We start from the raw sequence: 17,583 nt of genomic DNA, 5'->3' as shown, positions 1-17,583 counted from the left end.
CCGCATGTGATCCTTCAGTGACGAAAAGGTGGGGTCGAAGCGCCTCACCTTTTCTCGTGACGGTTAATGCGGCATGATTTGTGGATTTTGCATCCGGGCGCGATGCCGGCTTTGTCAGGGCCGCAATGTCTGGATGGTCACATATCCCAATGCCGGGCCAAGCCATTGGCGCGAGACCGGGATCTGCCCGCCTTGCACCATGAAGCTGTTCTGGAAGCTGATGCCGTGGCCTTCGCAGCTTTCAGCCATGACCGAAGGATTGGGCCCCGCTGCCACGGTGCAATTGAAATCGATCGGACGCTCCAGCCCGTCGCCGCTGTAGTAATGCATGACACGCCTTGCGCTGCCCGTACGGCTGGCCCGGATCAATGCCTCGGTTCCCGGTTCTGCGACCGACAGGTCGTTGCCCAATCCGCGCGTTCCCGTCACCATGCCCCCCCGCATGATCAACGCCTCTTCTGCGGGCGTCATATAGGTGCGCATTCCCCCGTTTTCCTGAGTCAATGCCATGACCTGCGTCCGGCCAAGGGATTCGAATCCGACCATGATCAACGGCCCCGGATTGACCCGCAATGCCTCGGCGGCCATCTGTTCCGGGGTTTTCGGAGGCGCTGCCGGTTCGTTATTCGCTGCGCGCCGGGCCGCGACCGCTTGCGCCGTGGTCTTGGCCGCGATCGCGAAAGGGCTGGCGTTCTGGTCATCGCCCTGATTGCCGCAAGCCGACACTATCACGGCTGCCGCACAGGCGAGGGCGGTATTTCTGATCGCTGTCTTGCTCATCTCCAGAACCTTCCCCAGCCTTCATAGAGTTTCACGGAATGGCTGTCGCGAACCTTTTCGTAAAGCCGGCCATTCACATCGACCCGCGCACCGCCATCGCGTGACAGCGACCGCAAGGTGCTGCTTGCGCGTTGACGCGAGGGCTGGCCAGTCGCCCAGGAAATCGGGATCGACATGGTGATACCCTTGTCAAAGGAACCTTCGCCGAATTCGTCTTCGCTCAGGTCGGTTTTCGTGGCGAATGCCCCGATCCGCCAGCCATTGGCGAATTCGCGCGTCAGACTGATCGTGGCGCCCTTGTCCCCGGCAAGATACTGGCCGACATCAAGCTGCGCCGTGAAGCCCTGTGCGAAACCTTCGGTGAATTCGTAATAGGCCGAGATATGGCCGGTGGTGACCTCGTAATCGCGGAAGCCGAACACATCCTCGAAATCGCGTTTGCGGACCCGGTTGATCTCGATACCGAGCGCCAGAGGCGAATTGACAGGCTTCCACAGCGCTTCAGCCGAGACGCCGCCATAGGCGCGTTCCAGAAGACCGGCGGTGACGCGGGTATAGATCGTGTCGCTGGGCCGCGCATACCATGCCAGCGTGAGTTCCGGGATGGTCGGGCTGTCGCTGCGATACATCCGCGAATCCGAGCGAACGCGTGGGACACCTTCCGGTGAAGTTTCAAGGCTTGGATCGGCCTCGTATTCCTCGGGCGTGTAATGCTCGCCGCGCTGTCCCGGGATGCCCGGACCTTTCTGGTCAATGCTGCCAAATGCGCGTTGCCGCAATGCGCCAGTCAGGATCAGCCCCGGCATGAATTCATAGCTTGCCCGTGCCTCGGCGCCGACTTCATAGCGCAGCGGCTCGCCGGGATCGAACAGGCCCAGATCGAAATAGGGGCCGATGCTCCAGCGGAAGCGCGGATACAGATCGTCGGACATCACCAGATCGCCCGGATAGGGACGGGCGTCGGTCAGCACAGCCGCATCGGCGATCTTGCCCGCCTGCGTATTCTCCAGCCGTTCGACATCGGCGCGGTTCAGCGTCACCGAGGAGGTCGGTACCCCGTCCGCGGAAGACGTGATGACCAATGTCTCGACCGAGGGCGGCAGCGCCCGGGTCATCAGCCGCGCAGTCCGGCCGATCGCTTCGGCCTGTTGAATATAACGCTTGTTCTGGATGCGCACTTCGGCCCGGTTTGCGGAAAGCGCCATGGATTCCAGAACCTGCCCTTCCTTGGCAAGCGCATCGCCAAGTGCCGTCTGAATGGCCGGCTGCGCTGTCGGATCCTGGGCCCACTGGCCCGACCAGCCTTCGGGATCGGCACTGACAGCCGGACGAGGGCGAACCGGGGCAGGGGCCTTTTCCAACCCGGAAGGATAGGGGGACCTGCGCGGGTTCAGCGAGAACGAGAATTGCGCACCGAAGGTCTCGCCGCCAAGCGAATAAAGCCCCACCTCGTAATTCTCACCAAAGCGGTAATAGGCGGCGAGATTCAGATGACCCGGATCACCGTCTTTGCCGTTCCGGGTTTCGCGCATGTAGTCGTCGTTGGAATATTCGGCGGCAAGGCTCAGCTTGTCGTTGACCTGCCACGAGATGGACGCGAATGGTTTTGCGCTGCCGGTGAACCAATCGTCGATCTGGGGCTTGCCGCCCTGATCGCCGTCTTCCAGCAGCGGGCGGGTCTTGCCTGCAAGACGCCCCCAGCCCAGACCGGCCGAGGCGCGGATCGTCGGCGTGATGTTCTTGGTTGCGACGATATATTCGCCCGAATAGACGCCGGTGCCCATGAAATCCTGCAAGCCGATCGCAACGGCAGGACGCCAGCCCGATTCATCCAGTGCCTGAAAGCGCAGATCGAAGGAACGGTCCCAGATATGGCCCAGATCGTTGTGGTCGTTGATCCCTTCGACGCGCGAATAGCGCAGCACCGTCGTCAGTCGCGGCATTGCCTGAAACACGATATTGTTGCGCTGCGAATAATCCGACCATGACAATGTCGCGCCAAGCGTCCCGTCGGGCAGAGCCTCTGCAGTGGGCGTTTCGATCCCGCCGGGCAAGCCATAGGTTGACATGTTGCGCGCAATCATCGGCTCGGCGATGGCAGTGCCCGTGACCGACCCCACCAGAAAGGCAGTAGGCAGGGTGGTCGCCATCAGGCGGCTGGTCAGACGGGAGCGTCGCATGGGCGGCATCCTTGGTAACAATGTTTCAACGCATATTAACGGGATCGGAGCAGTGGAACAGCCCATATGTTCCGATTTCGCGGCCGCGGATGTTTCCGTGCCACATCGACGGATTTATCCCCGTTCAGCCCTGAGCGGTTTCGGCTGGCGCGGCACAGCCCTGATGGGTCTTTCCTCCGACGGTGAGCGACGCGCTCATCGGGAATTTCTCGCCCGACATGCTGTCGGTGCAGTCGGTGCCGCGAACCGTCAGCTTGAAGACCAGCCCGTCCAGCGTGCCGACATATTCCACGCCCTGCGCGAAGAACAACCGGTTCACATTGACCTGCCGGCCGCTTTGGTTTTCGGGCGTTTTGTAGATCGCGGTGCTGCCGCTGGCATCGACGCTCCAGAACGGTTCATTCCCGCGGGCGGCGAATGCCTGCGTGTTCAGGGTCTCGGCATTGGCATTGGTGGCGGGAACGGCTTCGCCCGCACCCGTTTCGATCGGCACTTCAAGCGGCGATACCGCAGGCGGGCGCGGCTTGGCCGGGTCTTCCGGCTGGGTTTCCTCGGCCCCCATCCCAAGCCCTTGCCGTAAATCGGACCTTGCCGCCTCGTCACAGGCGGCGAGCGGGGGGAGCAGCAGGGCAAGAAGGGCAAAACGCGGATTCATGGGCTGGGCCTCTGGTTGAATGGATCACTGTCTTTGCAAGGGTTAACAATCGCGGGCCTCCGGGGCAAGCGCCGCGCCGGATTTTGGCGGGCTGTTGCCAGCGCGATCTTCCGGATTCCTGAACCCGCCTTGCCCTGCGCATTCCTAGGCGGAGGTCAGCATCTTCTTGACCCGTTGCCTGAAATGGGGAACGGCTTGGGGATGAGTAAGGAATTCCTCGATCGGCATCATTTGCCATTCCTGCCCCTCGTCGCCGAAACGGATCGCGGCGATCTCGACAGGGGTCAGGTCGCCCCGGAACAGCCACGAAAATTCACCCGGCCGTTGAAATGAAGGAAACCGGCGCCCGGTCAGCCGCGCCGGCGGCAGCGATATTCCAAACTCTTCCTGCAATTCCCGCAGGGCGCATTCGATCGGCGTTTCCTGTCCTTCCCGCCCGCCGCCCGGCAGATCCCAATGGGCTGGAAACGGGATATGTATGAAATCGTCCCGCAGATAGGTCAGTAAGCATCCACCTTCGGTCAGTACCAGCTTGGCGCCGTGGAAATAGGTTTCTTCGTCGTGCAAATGCTTGCTCCTGCCTTGACTGGCGGATCGGGTCAATCGTTGATGTCACGATCCCAGATCCGCACCTGACCCTTTCTGACGCCCGCGAATCTGCGCAGAAGTAACCAGACGAGCCCTGATACGATCGCGGCGACGACCAGCGTCACGGGCAGCCCCGCAGTCCAGAAACCGCTGAGCAAGAGCAATCCCATGATCCCAAGGGCTGCCGCGATGCCCATGAAAATCCAGCCCGGCGCGAACAGCTCGAATATCGCCAGGATCAGGGCCGCGACAATCCATAACCAGCCGTTCATCCAGGTCATTTTGCCCGTCCCTTCAGCAGATTGAAGGCTTCGGTGAAGGAATCGAGGGCCGCAGCGGGCAGGATAACGGTTTGCTTGCCATTACCCTTGCCGACCTCTGTCAGTGCATCCACCTGCCTGATCGCGATCTGATATTGGGCGGCTTCGAGACCGTTTGCGGCGATGGCCTCGGCGATGGCGGATGTCGCATAGGCCTCCGCTTCCGCCAGAATGCGCTTGGCCTTGGCCTGTTGCTCGGCGGCGTAAAGATCACCATCGGCGGCCAGCTCGACGGCGCGGCGTTTGCCCTCCGCCTCGGTCACCTGCGCACGGCGGGCTCGTTCCGCGTTAAGCTGCTGAAGCATGGCGGCGCGTGTCGCTTCATCCAGATTGACGTCCAGAATCTCGGCCCGTGTCACTTCGATTCCCCAATCATCGACCACGTTGACCACCGATTCCCGGATACGCTCGATCAGTTGCGCCCGGTTCGACTGGACCTGATCCAGTTCGACAGTGCCGATTTCCGAACGCACGATACCGGCGACCGTTGTCGCAATGGCGGCATCAATATCGCGGATGCGGTACACGGTCTTTTCCGGTTCGATGATGCGATAGAAAACCGAGGTTTCGACCTCGACCAGCACGTTATCGGCGGTGATCGCATCCTGCCGATGCGTGGGAAGCTGACGTTCGAGGATCGAGATCTTGTGCCGCACCCGGTCAATGAACGGGACGATGAAATTGATCCCGGGGCCAAGAACAGATCGCAGACGGCCAAATCGTTCGACGACATATTTCTCGGATTGAGGAACGATGCGGACCGCCGAGCTGATTGCCAGAAAAAGGACGATCGCCAGAACGACCAGAGCGAGGTTCTGACCAAGAAGCTTGCCCAAGATCTCCAGGATATCCTGCATGTTCAAAGCCTTTCTTTATATTTTTCGGTACCTATTCAGCGGCAATGCTTTCATCGGAATTCATGCCGGCGTCGAATGCCGACAATTTGCGGATGATGTTGCCCAACCGGTCTGCGAATATGTCAAAGCAGGGCAGCGGGCTGATCGTCGTTTCGTCCATATACAGGGAGCGGTCGATTTCGACCTGCACGACATGAATATTCCGTCCGGGACGCCCATAGGTCGAACAGATATAGGCTCCCGAGAAAGGGGAATTCCGCCGAACGGTCCAGCCTTCCGACTCGATGGTGTCCGCGACTATATCCAGCACCCGAGCCGAGGCCGACAGGCCATAACGGTTCCCCAGAACGAATTCCGGCCGGTGCCCATGCAGATGAGACAACGCATCCCGCGGCATCGAATGCATGTCGATCAGGATCGCCTGTCCGAATTTCGCGCGCGCTTCTGCGATCAATGCGCTCAGCGTCTGGTGATAGGGACGCCAATAGGCATCGATCCGGCTCTCGGCTTCGGCGCGGCTAAGCGGGCGGTTGTGAATGATCCGGCCTTGCGCGACCACACGGGGGATGACGCCAAGTCCCGCAAGGGTTCGCTGATTCAGCGGATGACGCGGAACGCCGCGCACGACCAGCGGATCGATTTCGTCGGGACCGCGATTCAGGTCGATCAGGCAGCGCGGCATTCGTGCTGATAGCGTGACGGCACCGTATTCGCGGGCACAGTCGATCAACCGGTCGACAAAGGCGTCCTCGGATGAGCGCAGGACCTTCTTCGGCAGTGAGGTGCTATCCAGAAACCAGTCGGGATATTCCTTGCCGGAATGCGGAGATGCGAATATCACGCCGCTCAGCCAGTGATCGGGGCGCTTCAAAATAAACGGCATGTCAGACTTGGTCACAAGGCGTTTCCCAATCTCGTAAGCACGATTCGGTTATAATCCACTATGTAGGTGTTCCAATAGGTCTTGAAACCCGCTTGCGCCCTATGTATAGACGCTCGCACCGAGGCGGTCACGCCTGCAATTCCCAAAAGGAATGGCGGCAGAATCACCAAGGGAACGGGCGGTTAGCTCAGCGGTAGAGCACTACGTTGACATCGTAGTGGCCACTGGTTCGATCCCAGTACCGCCCACCATTATTTCGCCGCCCCCGGCCGAAACCGGGGGCATTTCGTTTTCCTGGCGGCTGCGACGCGCCGCGATGAAGGAGAAGACCGATGAAGGTTCGTAACTCGCTCCGCTCGCTCAAGAGCCGGCATCGCGACTGCCAGGTCGTGCGCCGCAAGGGCCGTGTTTATGTGATCAACAAGACCAATCGCCGTTTCAAGGCCCGTCAGGGCTGATCGGCGGGATCACCGCAGGTACGAAATGACCCGCCCGATCCGGCGGGTTTTTTCATTTTCGAATAGTCATGATCATACGGCATCATCAGAATGAGGGAACGCGCTCCTGCGCCATGTTTTCGGATTGCGGCGGATACCGGTATTCGCTGACCCGGGAATGGGGGCCGGGTGACCGGCTGCTTTACGTGATGCTGAATCCGTCGCGGGCGGATGAGCGGCAGAACGATCCTACGGTTGAAAGATGTGAGCGTCGGGCCCGCGCAATGGGTTTCGACGCGTTCCGCGTCGCGAATATTTTCGCGTGGCGCGCCACCCGTCCCGAAGAGTTGAAGCGGGCCGCCGATCCGGTCGGTCCCGAAAATGATGCCGTGCTGCTTGAGGGGGCCGCCTGGGCGGATCGGGTGTTATGCGCCTGGGGTGCTCATGGCGCGCATCTGGGCCGGGGCGCCAAGGTCGAGCGGTTGCTGCGTCAGAACGGCGGCTGCCTGTGGCATCTGGGCCTGACGAAAGACCGGGCGCCGCGCCACCCGCTTTACGTGGCCTATGCCAGATTTCCGGTACCCTGGCTTTGACGGCAGGGCGGCGCAGGATGCCGAATCACTTATGCCGGATCGAGCACCGCTTCCACGAAGCGGCAATCAGCGGCGAAAATCCGGCTTGCGCTTTTCCAGGAAAGCGGCCAGCCCTTCGGCGGCCTCTTTCCCGAAACGCGCCGTATTGATCCCTCTTGCCTCAAGATCCAGCTGTGTCGCCAGTTCGTTGCAAGAGGCCGCTCCGATTTCCGTCTTGATGACGGCCATGGCATTCGTTGGCCCATTGGCCAGTTTCGCGGCCAGATCTTTCGCCGCCGCAAGTGCCCCATCCGCAGGAACGATTCGATTCACGATCCCGCATGAATGCAGCCGCGCCGCGTCAACGGGCTCGCCCGTCAGGCACATCTCGGTGACAAGCTGTCGCGGCAGGCCATCGCACAGGAAATGTGTCAGCCCGCCATCGGGGGAGAGGCCGATCTTGACATAAGCCGCTGTGAATTTCGCATTCTCGGCGGCTACGATCATGTCGCAGGAAAGCGCCAGCGACAGACCTGCTCCGGCGGCGCCTCCTTCGACGGCGGCAATCACTGGCTTGCGACAATTGCGTATGGCCAGAATCATCGTGTTGAGCGCGTCGGTGCCCTGCGTCGCGTCGGCCATGCTGCCCTGCGCGCTTTTCTGCAAATTCGCGATATTCCCGCCGGAAGAGAAAAACCCATGAAGCCCGGTCATCACAATGGCCCGGATATCGCTGTTTTCACCGGCATCAAGCATTTGAGCGCGGATCGCTTCATATACGGGGCGGCTGATCGAATTGCGGGTCCGGGGACCGTCAAGGGAAAGGATCAGGACATCATTGTCGCGCTCTGCGCGGATTTCGGTGACAGGGGCGGCGGATGTGGTCATGGGATGATCCTTTCCTTCAGGGATGATTTTCATGCGTCATGCCCGGTCATTCATTTTCTGGTGCCTGATCGTCAGAGCAATGCTGCCTGACCGCTTCAATCAGCCTGGCCGCAAGAATATCCAATGAAGCTTCTATCCGGAACAGGGGACCGGCGATGGTTGCCGCCAGCATCCGCCCCTTGATCGATAGCGGAACAGCGACGCCTCCAAGATCCGGACTGTATGAGGATGCGCTCATGAACCATCCTCTTTGAAGCGATTGCTCGATCAGGATCTCGACCTCCTCGGCGGACATGGGCGTGCCGGATCCGTAGCGCCGGTATTCCGCCTGCCGCAACATCGCCGCACGCCGTCTTGCGGGCATCTGGGACAGGATGGCTTGACCGGTCGCCGTCGCATGAAGCGGCACACGTTTTCCGGGTTCGGCCGTATAACGGATGGCATGCGGGGATTCGATGACCGACAGAAAGACCGCATGCATCCCCGCCGGTCCCGCAAGCCATACGGTCTCACTGCTCAGCGCGGCAAGTTCACGCAGCAGTTCCTGCAAACTGTCCGCCAGCGGTTCTGCCTGCGCGATATCCTGCGCAAGCACCTGCAGGCGTGGGGTCGGATAAAAGCCCTGACGGGGCCGCGGTTCATAAAGGAAGCCCCGCTCTGACAGCGTGACGATCAGGTTGAAGGTGCTGGATTTGGGCCAGCCGAAATGATCGGCGAGTTCGGCCAGCGTGGCGGGCCTTCCCTGTGCGGCAAAAAACTCCAGCAGATCAAGGACATTTGCAGCTTGTTTCACGATTGTCGGCATGTCGCGGCATTCTTGGCTGACAGGATGAATCACTGCACCGCTTTCGGCACCCACCCGGATTGAGGGCATGAAATTGCCCGGGAGCAATACTTGACAGAACGGAAAGCTGAAGTCTAGGGTTCATGATAATGAACTTAATGTTCAAATATATGAACTAAAATCAGCGGTAGGGAGGAAGGCATTCGACATGGGGCCACTTGACGGACTTCGCGTCATTGATCTGACTTCGGTTCTGATGGGGCCCTATGCGACGCTGACGCTTGGCGATTTCGGTGCCGATGTCATCAAGGTGGAAAGCCCGGAAGGTGATGTCGTCCGCCAGATCGGCCCGTCCCGACACGATGATATGGGACCGATCTTTCTTCATGCGAACCGCTCGAAACGATCCATCATCCTGAACCTCAAGACCACCGATGGCCGCGCCGCCCTGCTGCGGCTTTGCGAGGATGCCGATATCCTGGTCTATAATATCCGGGCGCGGGCGATGGCGCGGCTTGGGCTGTCATACGAGGACATCTCGGCGGTCAACCCGAAGATCATCTATGCCGGGATGTTCGGTTACGGTCAGACCGGGCCATATGCCGATCGTCCTGCCTATGATGATCTGATACAGGGGGCCAGCGGGCTGCCTTATCTGTTTTCCCGCGTGAACGATGGTCAGCCGCGCTATGTGCCCTCGGCCATCGTGGATCGGATCGTCGGGCTTGCCGCGGTCAATGCGATCCTTGCCGCGATGGTCGAGCGGAATCGCAGCGGGCAGGGGCAGCGGGTCGATATTCCGATGCTGGAAACGATGGTCAACCTGACCATGGGCGATCATATGGGCGGCCTGACCTATGATCCGCCGCTGGATCGGGGCGGATACCGCCGCCAGTTATCGGTGGACCGGCGGCCATACCGGACGAAAGACGGTTTCGTCTGTGCGCTGGTTTACAATGACGGGCATTGGCGGCGGTTTTTCCAGGCGATCGGACGGCCGGAGATGCCCGAAGCCGATCCCCGATATCGTAGCTTTGCAGCCCGTATGGCCCATATCGACGAGGTTTATGCCGAATTAAGCCGGATATTCGAAACCCGTAAGACTGCGGAATGGATGGCGCTTCTGGAGAAGGCCGATATTCCGGCGATGCCGATGCATGATTTCGAAGGGATGCTGAACGATCCCCATCTGACCCAAACCGGATTTTTCGAAATGATCGACCACCCGACCGAGGGTCGTATCCGGCAGATGGCCGTTCCCGCCTATTGGAGCAGGACACCGGCCAGCCCCGGCCGTCCGGCGCCGAAACCGGGTGAGCACGGGACGGAAATTCTGTGTGCTGCCGGATTTTCCGAGGAAGAAATTAACGGGATGCTGCGTACGGGCGCATTGGTGGCACCCGCCCATGCCCAAAATGCCAAAGAGCAAGACCGCCACCGGAAAAGAGAGTGACGCATGGATTTTTCCTTGACCGAAGAACAGGATTCCATCCGTGACGCAGTCGCGGCGATCTGCAACAGGTTCGATGACAGCTACTGGCTGAAGCTGGATGCATCGGGCGAATATCCGCATGAATTATATACGGCGCTCGCGAAAGACGGCTGGCTGGGGATCTGTACGCAGGAAGCCTATGGCGGCTCGGGTCTTGGGATCAGCGAAGCGGCGATCATGATGCGGACCATCGCTGAATCCGGTGCGGGGATGTCCGGCGCTTCCGCGGTTCATATCAATATCTTCGGCCTCAACCCCGTGGCGGTTTTCGGAACCGAGGATCAGAAACAGCGCATGATCCGCCCGATGGCAGAAGGTAAGGAAAAAGCCTGTTTCGCCGTGACCGAACCGAATACCGGCCTGAACACAACGCAGCTTAAATTGCGGGCCGTTCGTCAGGATGGCGGATATCTGGTCAATGGTCAGAAGGTCTGGATCTCGACGGCGCAGGAGGCCGACAGGATCCTGCTGCTGGCGCGCACGACGCCTTTGGACGAGGTCAAAAAGCCGACCCACGGGCTGAGCTTATTCTATACCCGTTATGACCGCGCGCGTATCAGGACCGTCGAAATCGAGAAAATGGGGCGCAAGGCCGTCGATTCGAATGAATTGTTCTTCGAGGATTTTTTCATTCCTGAGGAAGACCTGATCGGCGAAGAGGGTCGCGGTTTCGAATATATCCTTCACGGCATGAACCCCGAGCGCATCCTGATCGCAGCGGAAGCGGTCGGGCTTGGCATGGCCGCCATCAACCGCGCCGCCCGCTACGCCAATGAACGGATCGTCTTCAATCGCCCCATCGGGCAGAATCAGGGAATTCAGCATCCTCTGGCGAAATGCTGGGCCCAGCTAGAGGCCGCATGGCTGATGGTGATGTCGGCGGCGTGGAAATACGATCACGATGCGCCGCTTCCGGCGGTCGGCGCGGCTGCCAATGCCGCGAAATACCTTGCCGGAGAAGCGAGTTTCGAAGCTTGCCAGACGGCCGTGATGACGCATGGGGGCTATGGATATGCCAAGGAATATCACGTCGAAAGATATCTGCGCGAAGCCTTCGTGCCCCGGATCGCCCCGGTAAGCCCGCAACTTTGCCTGTCCTATCTGGCCGAGCGTGTGCTTGGCTTGCCGAAATCCTACTGACCGGGATCGACCTGGGAGGAGGGTCACAATGCCGGAAAACGCTGAACCTGTCGACGCGGCATCGCTGGACCTTGCCGAGTTTCTGAAGCCGGGCGATCATGTGCTGATCGCTCAGGGCGCCGGGGAACCGCTGACACTGTCCCGGCTTGCTGCCATGGCTGCGCGAACGGTGCCTGATCTGACATTCTGCGTCGGCACGATGATTTCGGATTCGTTGCAGGCATGCGGCGGTAATGCGTCATTTGAAAGCTATGGCAGAATGGGGGAACTTGCGGCGCTTCCCCGTGACAAGGTCAGGATATTTCCGGGACATTATTCCGAATATACGCGCAATCTACACAGCGGGAAGATGAAGGCGGATGTCGTGCTGATCCAGCTTTCCTTGCCGGATAAATGCGGGCGGCCCTGTCTGGGCATGGGAGATCTGTATCTTTTCGATGTTGCGCGCCGCGCCCGTCTGGTGATCGCCGAGATCAATCCGGCGACTCCGCGCGTTCCGGGCACGGGATGGCCCGACGATATTCCAATTCATCTTCGCGTGGCCGCGGCAGCCGCTCCGCCATCCTTGCCATCGGGCCAGCCCGGCCCGCGCGAGACGCGTATCGCTGCGCTTGTCGCCGGCCTGATTCCGGATCGTGCCGTGCTGCAGCTCGGCATCGGCAAGCTGCCGCTTGCCATCATCCGGGCGCTGAAAGGGCACCGTGATCTTGGTCTGCATAGCGGGGCATTGCCTGACGGGATACCGGAACTGATAGAATGCGATGCCCTGACCAATTCCTTCAAGGAGACGGACACCGGCCGGTCGGTCACTTCCATGATCATGGGCGGCCCCGGAGTCTGGGCCTGGGCGGACGGGAATGACGATATTGCCATATGCCGAACGGATTACACGCATGACACAAGGGTTATCGCCGGGCTGTCGCGTTTCACGGCGATCAACTCGGCTGTCGAGGTCGATCTGCTTGGACAGATCAATTCCGAACGAGCCGGAAATGGCGGGTCTATTATCGGCGGCATCGGTGGTCAGCTTGATTTCACGCGCGGCGCACAGATGTCGGAAGAGGGCCGCGCGATTATCGCCCTGCCTGCGACGACTTCCCGGATGACGGTTTCGCGAATCGTGCCGCGCGTGGCGGAAGTGACGATTTCCAAGGCGGATGCCGATACGGTCGTGACGGAATACGGCATTGCGGAACTGCGCGGGCAGGCGATCGATGAACGGGCAAGGCGGATGATCTCCATTGCCGCGCCGGAATTTCGCGAAGAGCTTTGCCGGGAATGGCATGACAGGGGACGGCATCTCTATGGATAGGCAGGGGCCTTTGAAGGGATTACGCATCGTCGAGATGGAGGGCATCGGGCCGCCGCCTTTTGCCGCGATGCTGTTATCGGATATGGGCGCCGAAGTGATCCGGATCGCGCGCATTGCCGATTCCGGACTTGGGATCGACAGACCGGATGAGCTCGATCTGCCGGCGCGCGGCAGGCAATCTTTGGCGATGGATCTGAAGAATCCGCAGGCGGTGGAATGTCTGCTTGACCTGATTGCATCGGCGGATGGGCTGATCGAAGGGTTCCGCCCCGGCGTCATGGAAAGGTTGGGCCTGGGGCCGGATATTTGCCTTGGGCGTAATCCACGCCTGATTTATGGGCGCCTGACCGGATGGGGGCAGGACGGGCCCATGGCGCCGCGCGCCGGTCATGACGTGAATTACCTTGCGATTACCGGGCTGCTGGACATGATCGGCCGTGAAAGGGAGCCACCGACCATTCCCGCGAATTTTCTTGCCGATTATGCCGGTGGCAGCCTGATGATGGTGATCGGCATGCTGGCGGCATTACTGCATGCGAAATCAACCGGGCAGGGGCAGATCATCGACTCGGCGATGGTCGACGGTGCTGCCTTGCTGGCAACCGCCATGGCCGGGTTTCGGGCCGCCGGGATGCATGACGGCCCGCGCGGAACGAATCTGCTTGATGGCGGCTTGCCTCAGTATTCGGTCTATGAATGTGCGGATGGGAAATATCTGTCCGTCGGTGCGCTGGAGCGTAAATTTCAGCTGATCCTGCTGGAAGGGCTTGGGCTGTGTGACGAAGACGCGCCGCTGCAAGGATCAAAGGAGGATCGGCAGCGGGCGCGGAGGGCGATCGGCCAGCGGATCAGACAGCGCAGCCGGGATGAATGGATCACGCATTTCGAAGGGAAAGATGCCTGTGTCGCGCCGGTCCTGACCTTCGAAGAGGCCACGCGGCATTCGCATAACCAGGCGCGCGGCACCTTCGTCGACATCGGCGGCGTCACGCAACCGGCCCCGGCTCCGCGGTTCTCTGCGACACCGCTGGCGATGCCGGTTCCCCCGGAGCGGCCCGGAGCAAGTGGAAGGGCGGTGTTGGAAGCCTGGGGGATAGATGCCGATCGCATCAAGGCTCTCGTGGAGGCGGGGGCGGTTCTGGATGGTGAACGGCCGGGGAAATGAGACCGGATCAACCGGTATGCGCAACCGCCGGATGCTGACGATAAAGGCCAGAAACGGGAGGATAGGCAATGACGACGACACCGGAGGATAACGCGGGGACGCGGTTTCTGTCGGCGACTGAAAGATTGTTTGCGCTTTTTTCCGGAATTGCGATCGGTGTCATCATGCTGACCGTGGTGGCGGATGTTTCGATGCGCTACCTGCTTCGGCAGCCGCTGGCATGGTCCTATGACATGATCGGCACTTACCTGATGGTCGCAGGTTTCTTTCTGGCATTGTCGGATACGTTGCGACATCACGGTCATATCGCAATCGACATGTTCACTGACAAATTGCCGCGCCCCATGCTGCACATATCGCAGGGTGTCGGCTATGCGCTGGCGGTTGCTATCCTGACGATCATCGCATTGCAGGCTGGGCATCGCATGATCGTCGCATGGCGGGGCGGAGACTTGATCAGCGCAAGTGTCTCATGGCCGACCTGGCCGTCTTATTTCCTGGCCTTTATCGGAACCGCCCTGATCGCATTGCGCTGCCTGATCCGGGCAGCTCTGCATTTTCGTTCATGCCTGACCGGAAAGGACTGGCCCGGCCTGCTTTATTCCCCTCATGAAGATCAGCCGGAAAAGGAATAGCTATAATGACGGTTACACTCGTTCTGCTGCTGTTGTTCCTGTTCCTGCTGACTGGTCTGCCGGTCGCGCTTGCGATGGCGATCTCCGGGGCGGCCGGGCTTTATATCCTTGGTGGATGGAGCTTCGTTCAGGGCATCCTGCGCACCACTCCGATTTCCACCGCCAGTTCATACGAGATCATCACGATCCCGATGTTCATCCTGATGGCCGAATTCGTGATCCTGTCCGGCGTCGCGAAAGACCTGTTCAGGGCCGCCGCCATATGGGTCGGGCGGCTGCGCGGCGGTCTGGCGATGGCGACCGCGATTGCCGGGGCGGGGTTCGGCGCGATTTCCGGTTCCAGCACGGCGGCCGCGGCAACGCTTGCCTCGACTTCGCTTCCGTCGATGATGGAGCAGGGTTACGACCCGAAGCTTGCCGGGGGCGCGGTTGCGATTTCGGGAACGCTGGCCATGCTGATCCCGCCATCGATCGCGTTGATCCTCTATGGCATCATTGCCGATCTGCCGATCGGGGAATTGCTGATCGGGGGCGTCATCCCGGGCATTATCGTGACCCTCGCGATCATCCTGACGATTGCGGTCCTGCTGCATTTCAATCCTGCCGCGGCGCCGGTCGGGCGGGCCTATACCATGCGCGAGAAATTCGCGTCGCTTAAGCATGTCGGGCCGATGTTGCTGTTGTTCCTGGCGGTGACCGGCGCGATCTATACCGGGCTTGCGACCCCGACCGAGGCGTCAGGGATCGGCGCCTTCGTCGCGATGCTTCTGGCCGGCTATGAGCGCAAACTGAATATGGAAACCCTGCTGACGGCGCTGCGAAATACCGCGCATACGACCGCGATGATCCTGTTCATCATCCTTGGCGCGCATATCTTCGGCTATTTTCTGACGCTCTCGCGGGTCACGAATGATCTGGCAAGCTGGGTCGGCGGGCTGGGCTTTGCCCCCATGGCGATCATGGCGCTGATCCTGATCGGTTATCTGATCCTTGGTTTCTTCATGGATCAGATCGCCATTCTGATCCTGACGGTGCCGGTCATTCTGCCGGTCGTCTTGCAGCTTGGTTACGATCCGATCTGGTTTGGGGTCATGGTCATCGTCACTGCCGAGGTCGGGATGGTGACGCCGCCGATGGGGATGAATGTCTTCGTCGTCGCCCGTTATACGAAACGCCCACTTGGAGAACTGTTCAGAGGGGTGATGCCGCATGTCTGGGCGCATCTGATCGTGTTGCTGCTATTGCTGCTGTTTCCCGGGCTGATCCTGTGGCTGCCATCGACGATGTGACGGTCAGAGGAACATAAATTCAACAGGAGGAGGAAATGAAAATGCATCACGGAAAATTCGCGTCTGCGGTGACGCTATCGGCGCTGCTGGCTTGTCCGTCTCTGGCGTCGGCGGAAACCCTGCGGGTCGCAGACAGTTTCCCGGTCGGCCATTACATCGCCGAAAACATGACCAAGGTCTGGATGGAGAAAGTCACGGAACTGACCGGGGGAGAGGTCGAGTTCGAATATTATCCGGCCGAGCAATTGGGAAAGTCGAAGGATCTTCTGTCGCTTGCCCAGACCAATACCGTGGATATCGGTTATGTCGGAGTGTCCTATATCGCCGATAAACTTCCGCTTTCGGCGGTTGGTGAACTGCCCGAGGCATTCAATAAATCCTGTCAGGGAACCGAGGCTTATTGGTCGATAGCCAAACCGGGCGGGATTCTTGATCAAGCCGAGCTTGCACCGCAGGGAGTCCGCATGCTGCTGGTCATGGTCCTGTCACCCTACCAGATCATGACCGCAAAGAAGGAAATCTCCGGTGTCGACAGTTTCGGTGGTCTCAAACTTCGTGCGACCGGGGGGACCAAGGAGATCGCGGTCGAACTGATGGGCGCGACACCGGTCACGATCCCGGCCCCTGAAACCCGCGAGGCTCTGACCCGTGGCACCATCGACGGTGTGCTGTTCCCGCATTCGAGCGTTCTTCCCTATGAGCTGGAACCCGCGCTGGCCTATGGGACCGAAGATATGAATTTCGGCTCTTTCGTCGCCAGCTATGTCATCAGCGAAGATCGCTGGAACCGGCTTGATCCCACGGTGCAGCAAGCCATGACCGACGCCGCCGAAGAGGTGATCCGCTCGGCCTGCAAGATCAGCGAAGAGCTGGATCTGGAAGACAAGCAGACCATGGCGGATGCCGGAGTCGAATTCATCTCCTTTTCCGACGACGACAAGGCCGAGATAAACGAGCGGATGGGAACCATTGGCGAGAAATGGGCGGAAGAGCTTGATGCCCGCGGATTGCAGGGAACCGAGGTGCTCGAGGCATTCCGCAACGCCCTGGCCGAACAGAACGGCGCGCCAGAATGAGCTGCGATCATCACAAGATCCGCGGTCAGGCTGTTAGAAAAAAGGAAATCGAATGAAACTGGTTGGTGAAGGGTTTCACTGGGACGAATTGACGGTCGGGGACAGGTTTCGGACCTTTGGCAGGACGATCACCGAAACCGATATCGTGAATTTCGTCAATTCGGCGGGAATGCTGGAATCGCTTTTCGTCGATGCCGAATATCGTGCCGCCCATTCCGCGATTCCGGGGCGGCCCTCACCCGCGGCCCTGACGCTGTCTCTTGCGGAAGGGCTGGTGCTGAACGCGACGGCGCAGGGCACCGGGCTGGCATTCCTGCATATGGAAATGAATGTCGAAGCTCCGGTTCTGCAAGGTGACACGATCCATGTCGAGATCGAAGTCACCGAAATCCGTCCGGCGAAGAAAGGCGGTCGCGGGCTGGTGCGCACCCGCAACCGGATCGTGAATCAACGCGGCGAGACGGTTATCACCTACACGCCGCTACGCCTGATGGCGGGCAGAGGGGATGGCAGAGACGCTTCGTAAGCCG

19 protein-coding genes and 1 tRNA gene are annotated in these 17,583 nt (G+C 60.1%); 11 read left to right on the top strand and 9 right to left on the bottom strand.

Annotation, left to right across the window (positions count from 1 at the left end; genetic code table 11):
• Positions 1–114 precede the first annotated feature (114 nt).
• The 7 genes from D3P04_RS06855 to D3P04_RS06825 all read right to left on the bottom strand — a co-directional run bounded on the left by D3P04_RS06855 (position 115) and on the right by D3P04_RS06825 (position 6,263).
• Positions 115–780, bottom strand: coding sequence for a YjbF family lipoprotein (locus tag D3P04_RS06855; RefSeq protein ID WP_119747241.1), 666 nt, complete (start codon positions 778–780; stop codon positions 115–117).
• Entirely contained in the window at positions 777–2,960 is a 2,184-nt protein-coding gene (locus tag D3P04_RS06850) for a YjbH domain-containing protein (protein WP_119747239.1), read from the bottom strand. Before D3P04_RS06850 ends, D3P04_RS06855 begins: the two co-directional genes overlap by 4 nt.
• A gap of 124 nt (positions 2,961–3,084) precedes the next feature.
• On the bottom strand, positions 3,085–3,615 hold the full coding sequence (locus D3P04_RS06845; protein WP_119747237.1) for a COG3650 family protein: 531 nt from the start codon (positions 3,613–3,615) through the stop codon (positions 3,085–3,087).
• A 144-nt stretch (positions 3,616–3,759) separates the two neighbouring features.
• Entirely contained in the window at positions 3,760–4,182 is a 423-nt protein-coding gene (locus tag D3P04_RS06840) for an NUDIX hydrolase (protein WP_119747235.1), read from the bottom strand.
• Between the two features lie 32 nt (positions 4,183–4,214).
• The gene (locus tag D3P04_RS06835; RefSeq protein ID WP_119747233.1) at positions 4,215–4,484 is read right to left on the bottom strand and encodes an NfeD family protein; all 270 of its coding nucleotides are present in this window, start codon (positions 4,482–4,484) and stop codon (positions 4,215–4,217) included.
• Entirely contained in the window at positions 4,481–5,380 is a 900-nt protein-coding gene (locus D3P04_RS06830; RefSeq protein WP_119747231.1) for an SPFH domain-containing protein, read from the bottom strand. The genes D3P04_RS06835 and D3P04_RS06830 overlap by 4 nt, the downstream gene beginning before the upstream one ends.
• A gap of 31 nt (positions 5,381–5,411) precedes the next feature.
• Positions 5,412–6,263, bottom strand: coding sequence for an N-formylglutamate amidohydrolase (locus D3P04_RS06825; RefSeq protein WP_119747229.1), 852 nt, complete (start codon positions 6,261–6,263; stop codon positions 5,412–5,414).
• Between the two features lie 176 nt (positions 6,264–6,439).
• On the opposite strand from D3P04_RS06825, the gene D3P04_RS06820 reads away from it, so the two are divergent.
• From D3P04_RS06820 to D3P04_RS06810, 3 genes are all read left to right on the top strand, one after another.
• Positions 6,440–6,514: transfer RNA gene (locus D3P04_RS06820), tRNA-Val, on the top strand.
• A gap of 81 nt (positions 6,515–6,595) precedes the next feature.
• The gene (gene ykgO, locus D3P04_RS06815) at positions 6,596–6,721 is read left to right on the top strand and encodes a type B 50S ribosomal protein L36 (protein WP_119747228.1); all 126 of its coding nucleotides are present in this window, start codon (positions 6,596–6,598) and stop codon (positions 6,719–6,721) included.
• Between the two features lie 68 nt (positions 6,722–6,789).
• Positions 6,790–7,293: a DUF1643 domain-containing protein gene (locus D3P04_RS06810; protein ID WP_119747226.1), complete on the top strand. Its 504-nt coding sequence runs from the start codon at positions 6,790–6,792 to the stop codon at positions 7,291–7,293.
• A 66-nt stretch (positions 7,294–7,359) separates the two neighbouring features.
• Here D3P04_RS06810 and D3P04_RS06805 read toward each other — a convergent pair whose 3' ends face one another.
• Positions 7,360–8,160 (bottom strand): oxepin-CoA hydrolase, alternative type, encoded by an 801-nt coding sequence (locus D3P04_RS06805; protein ID WP_119747631.1) that lies wholly within the window; start codon positions 8,158–8,160, stop codon positions 7,360–7,362.
• A gap of 46 nt (positions 8,161–8,206) precedes the next feature.
• Positions 8,207–8,965, bottom strand: coding sequence for an IclR family transcriptional regulator (locus D3P04_RS06800; protein ID WP_182912761.1), 759 nt, complete (start codon positions 8,963–8,965; stop codon positions 8,207–8,209).
• 187 nt (positions 8,966–9,152) lie between these two features.
• Between D3P04_RS06800 and D3P04_RS06795 the strand changes: the two genes are divergently transcribed.
• From D3P04_RS06795 to D3P04_RS06760, 8 genes are all read left to right on the top strand, one after another.
• Positions 9,153–10,397, top strand: a complete 1,245-nt coding sequence (locus D3P04_RS06795) for a CaiB/BaiF CoA transferase family protein (protein ID WP_119747222.1) — start codon at positions 9,153–9,155, stop codon at positions 10,395–10,397.
• A 3-nt stretch (positions 10,398–10,400) separates the two neighbouring features.
• Positions 10,401–11,576: an acyl-CoA dehydrogenase family protein gene (locus D3P04_RS06790; RefSeq protein WP_119747220.1), complete on the top strand. Its 1,176-nt coding sequence runs from the start codon at positions 10,401–10,403 to the stop codon at positions 11,574–11,576.
• A 28-nt stretch (positions 11,577–11,604) separates the two neighbouring features.
• Positions 11,605–12,888, top strand: a complete 1,284-nt coding sequence (locus tag D3P04_RS06785) for an acetyl-CoA hydrolase/transferase family protein (protein ID WP_119747218.1) — start codon at positions 11,605–11,607, stop codon at positions 12,886–12,888.
• 10 nt (positions 12,889–12,898) lie between these two features.
• Positions 12,899–14,053, top strand: coding sequence for a CaiB/BaiF CoA transferase family protein (locus D3P04_RS06780; protein WP_232844915.1), 1,155 nt, complete (start codon positions 12,899–12,901; stop codon positions 14,051–14,053).
• A gap of 68 nt (positions 14,054–14,121) precedes the next feature.
• Entirely contained in the window at positions 14,122–14,688 is a 567-nt protein-coding gene (locus D3P04_RS06775; protein ID WP_119747216.1) for a TRAP transporter small permease, read from the top strand.
• 5 nt (positions 14,689–14,693) lie between these two features.
• Complete coding sequence (locus tag D3P04_RS06770) at positions 14,694–15,977, top strand: TRAP transporter large permease (RefSeq protein ID WP_119747214.1); 1,284 nt, start codon at positions 14,694–14,696, stop codon at positions 15,975–15,977.
• 35 nt (positions 15,978–16,012) lie between these two features.
• A complete protein-coding gene (locus D3P04_RS06765; protein ID WP_119747212.1) occupies positions 16,013–17,053 on the top strand; it encodes a TRAP transporter substrate-binding protein in 1,041 nt (346 codons plus the stop codon).
• A gap of 52 nt (positions 17,054–17,105) precedes the next feature.
• Positions 17,106–17,579, top strand: coding sequence for a MaoC family dehydratase (locus tag D3P04_RS06760; RefSeq protein WP_119747210.1), 474 nt, complete (start codon positions 17,106–17,108; stop codon positions 17,577–17,579).
• Positions 17,580–17,583 lie beyond the last annotated feature (4 nt).

The sequence above is a fragment of the Paracoccus onubensis genome (genome assembly GCF_003591515.1).
GTDB lineage: Bacteria > Pseudomonadota > Alphaproteobacteria > Rhodobacterales > Rhodobacteraceae > Paracoccus > Paracoccus onubensis.
The sequence above is the reverse complement of the archived record's forward strand: the minus strand, read 5'-3'. Positions and strand labels throughout refer to the sequence as shown.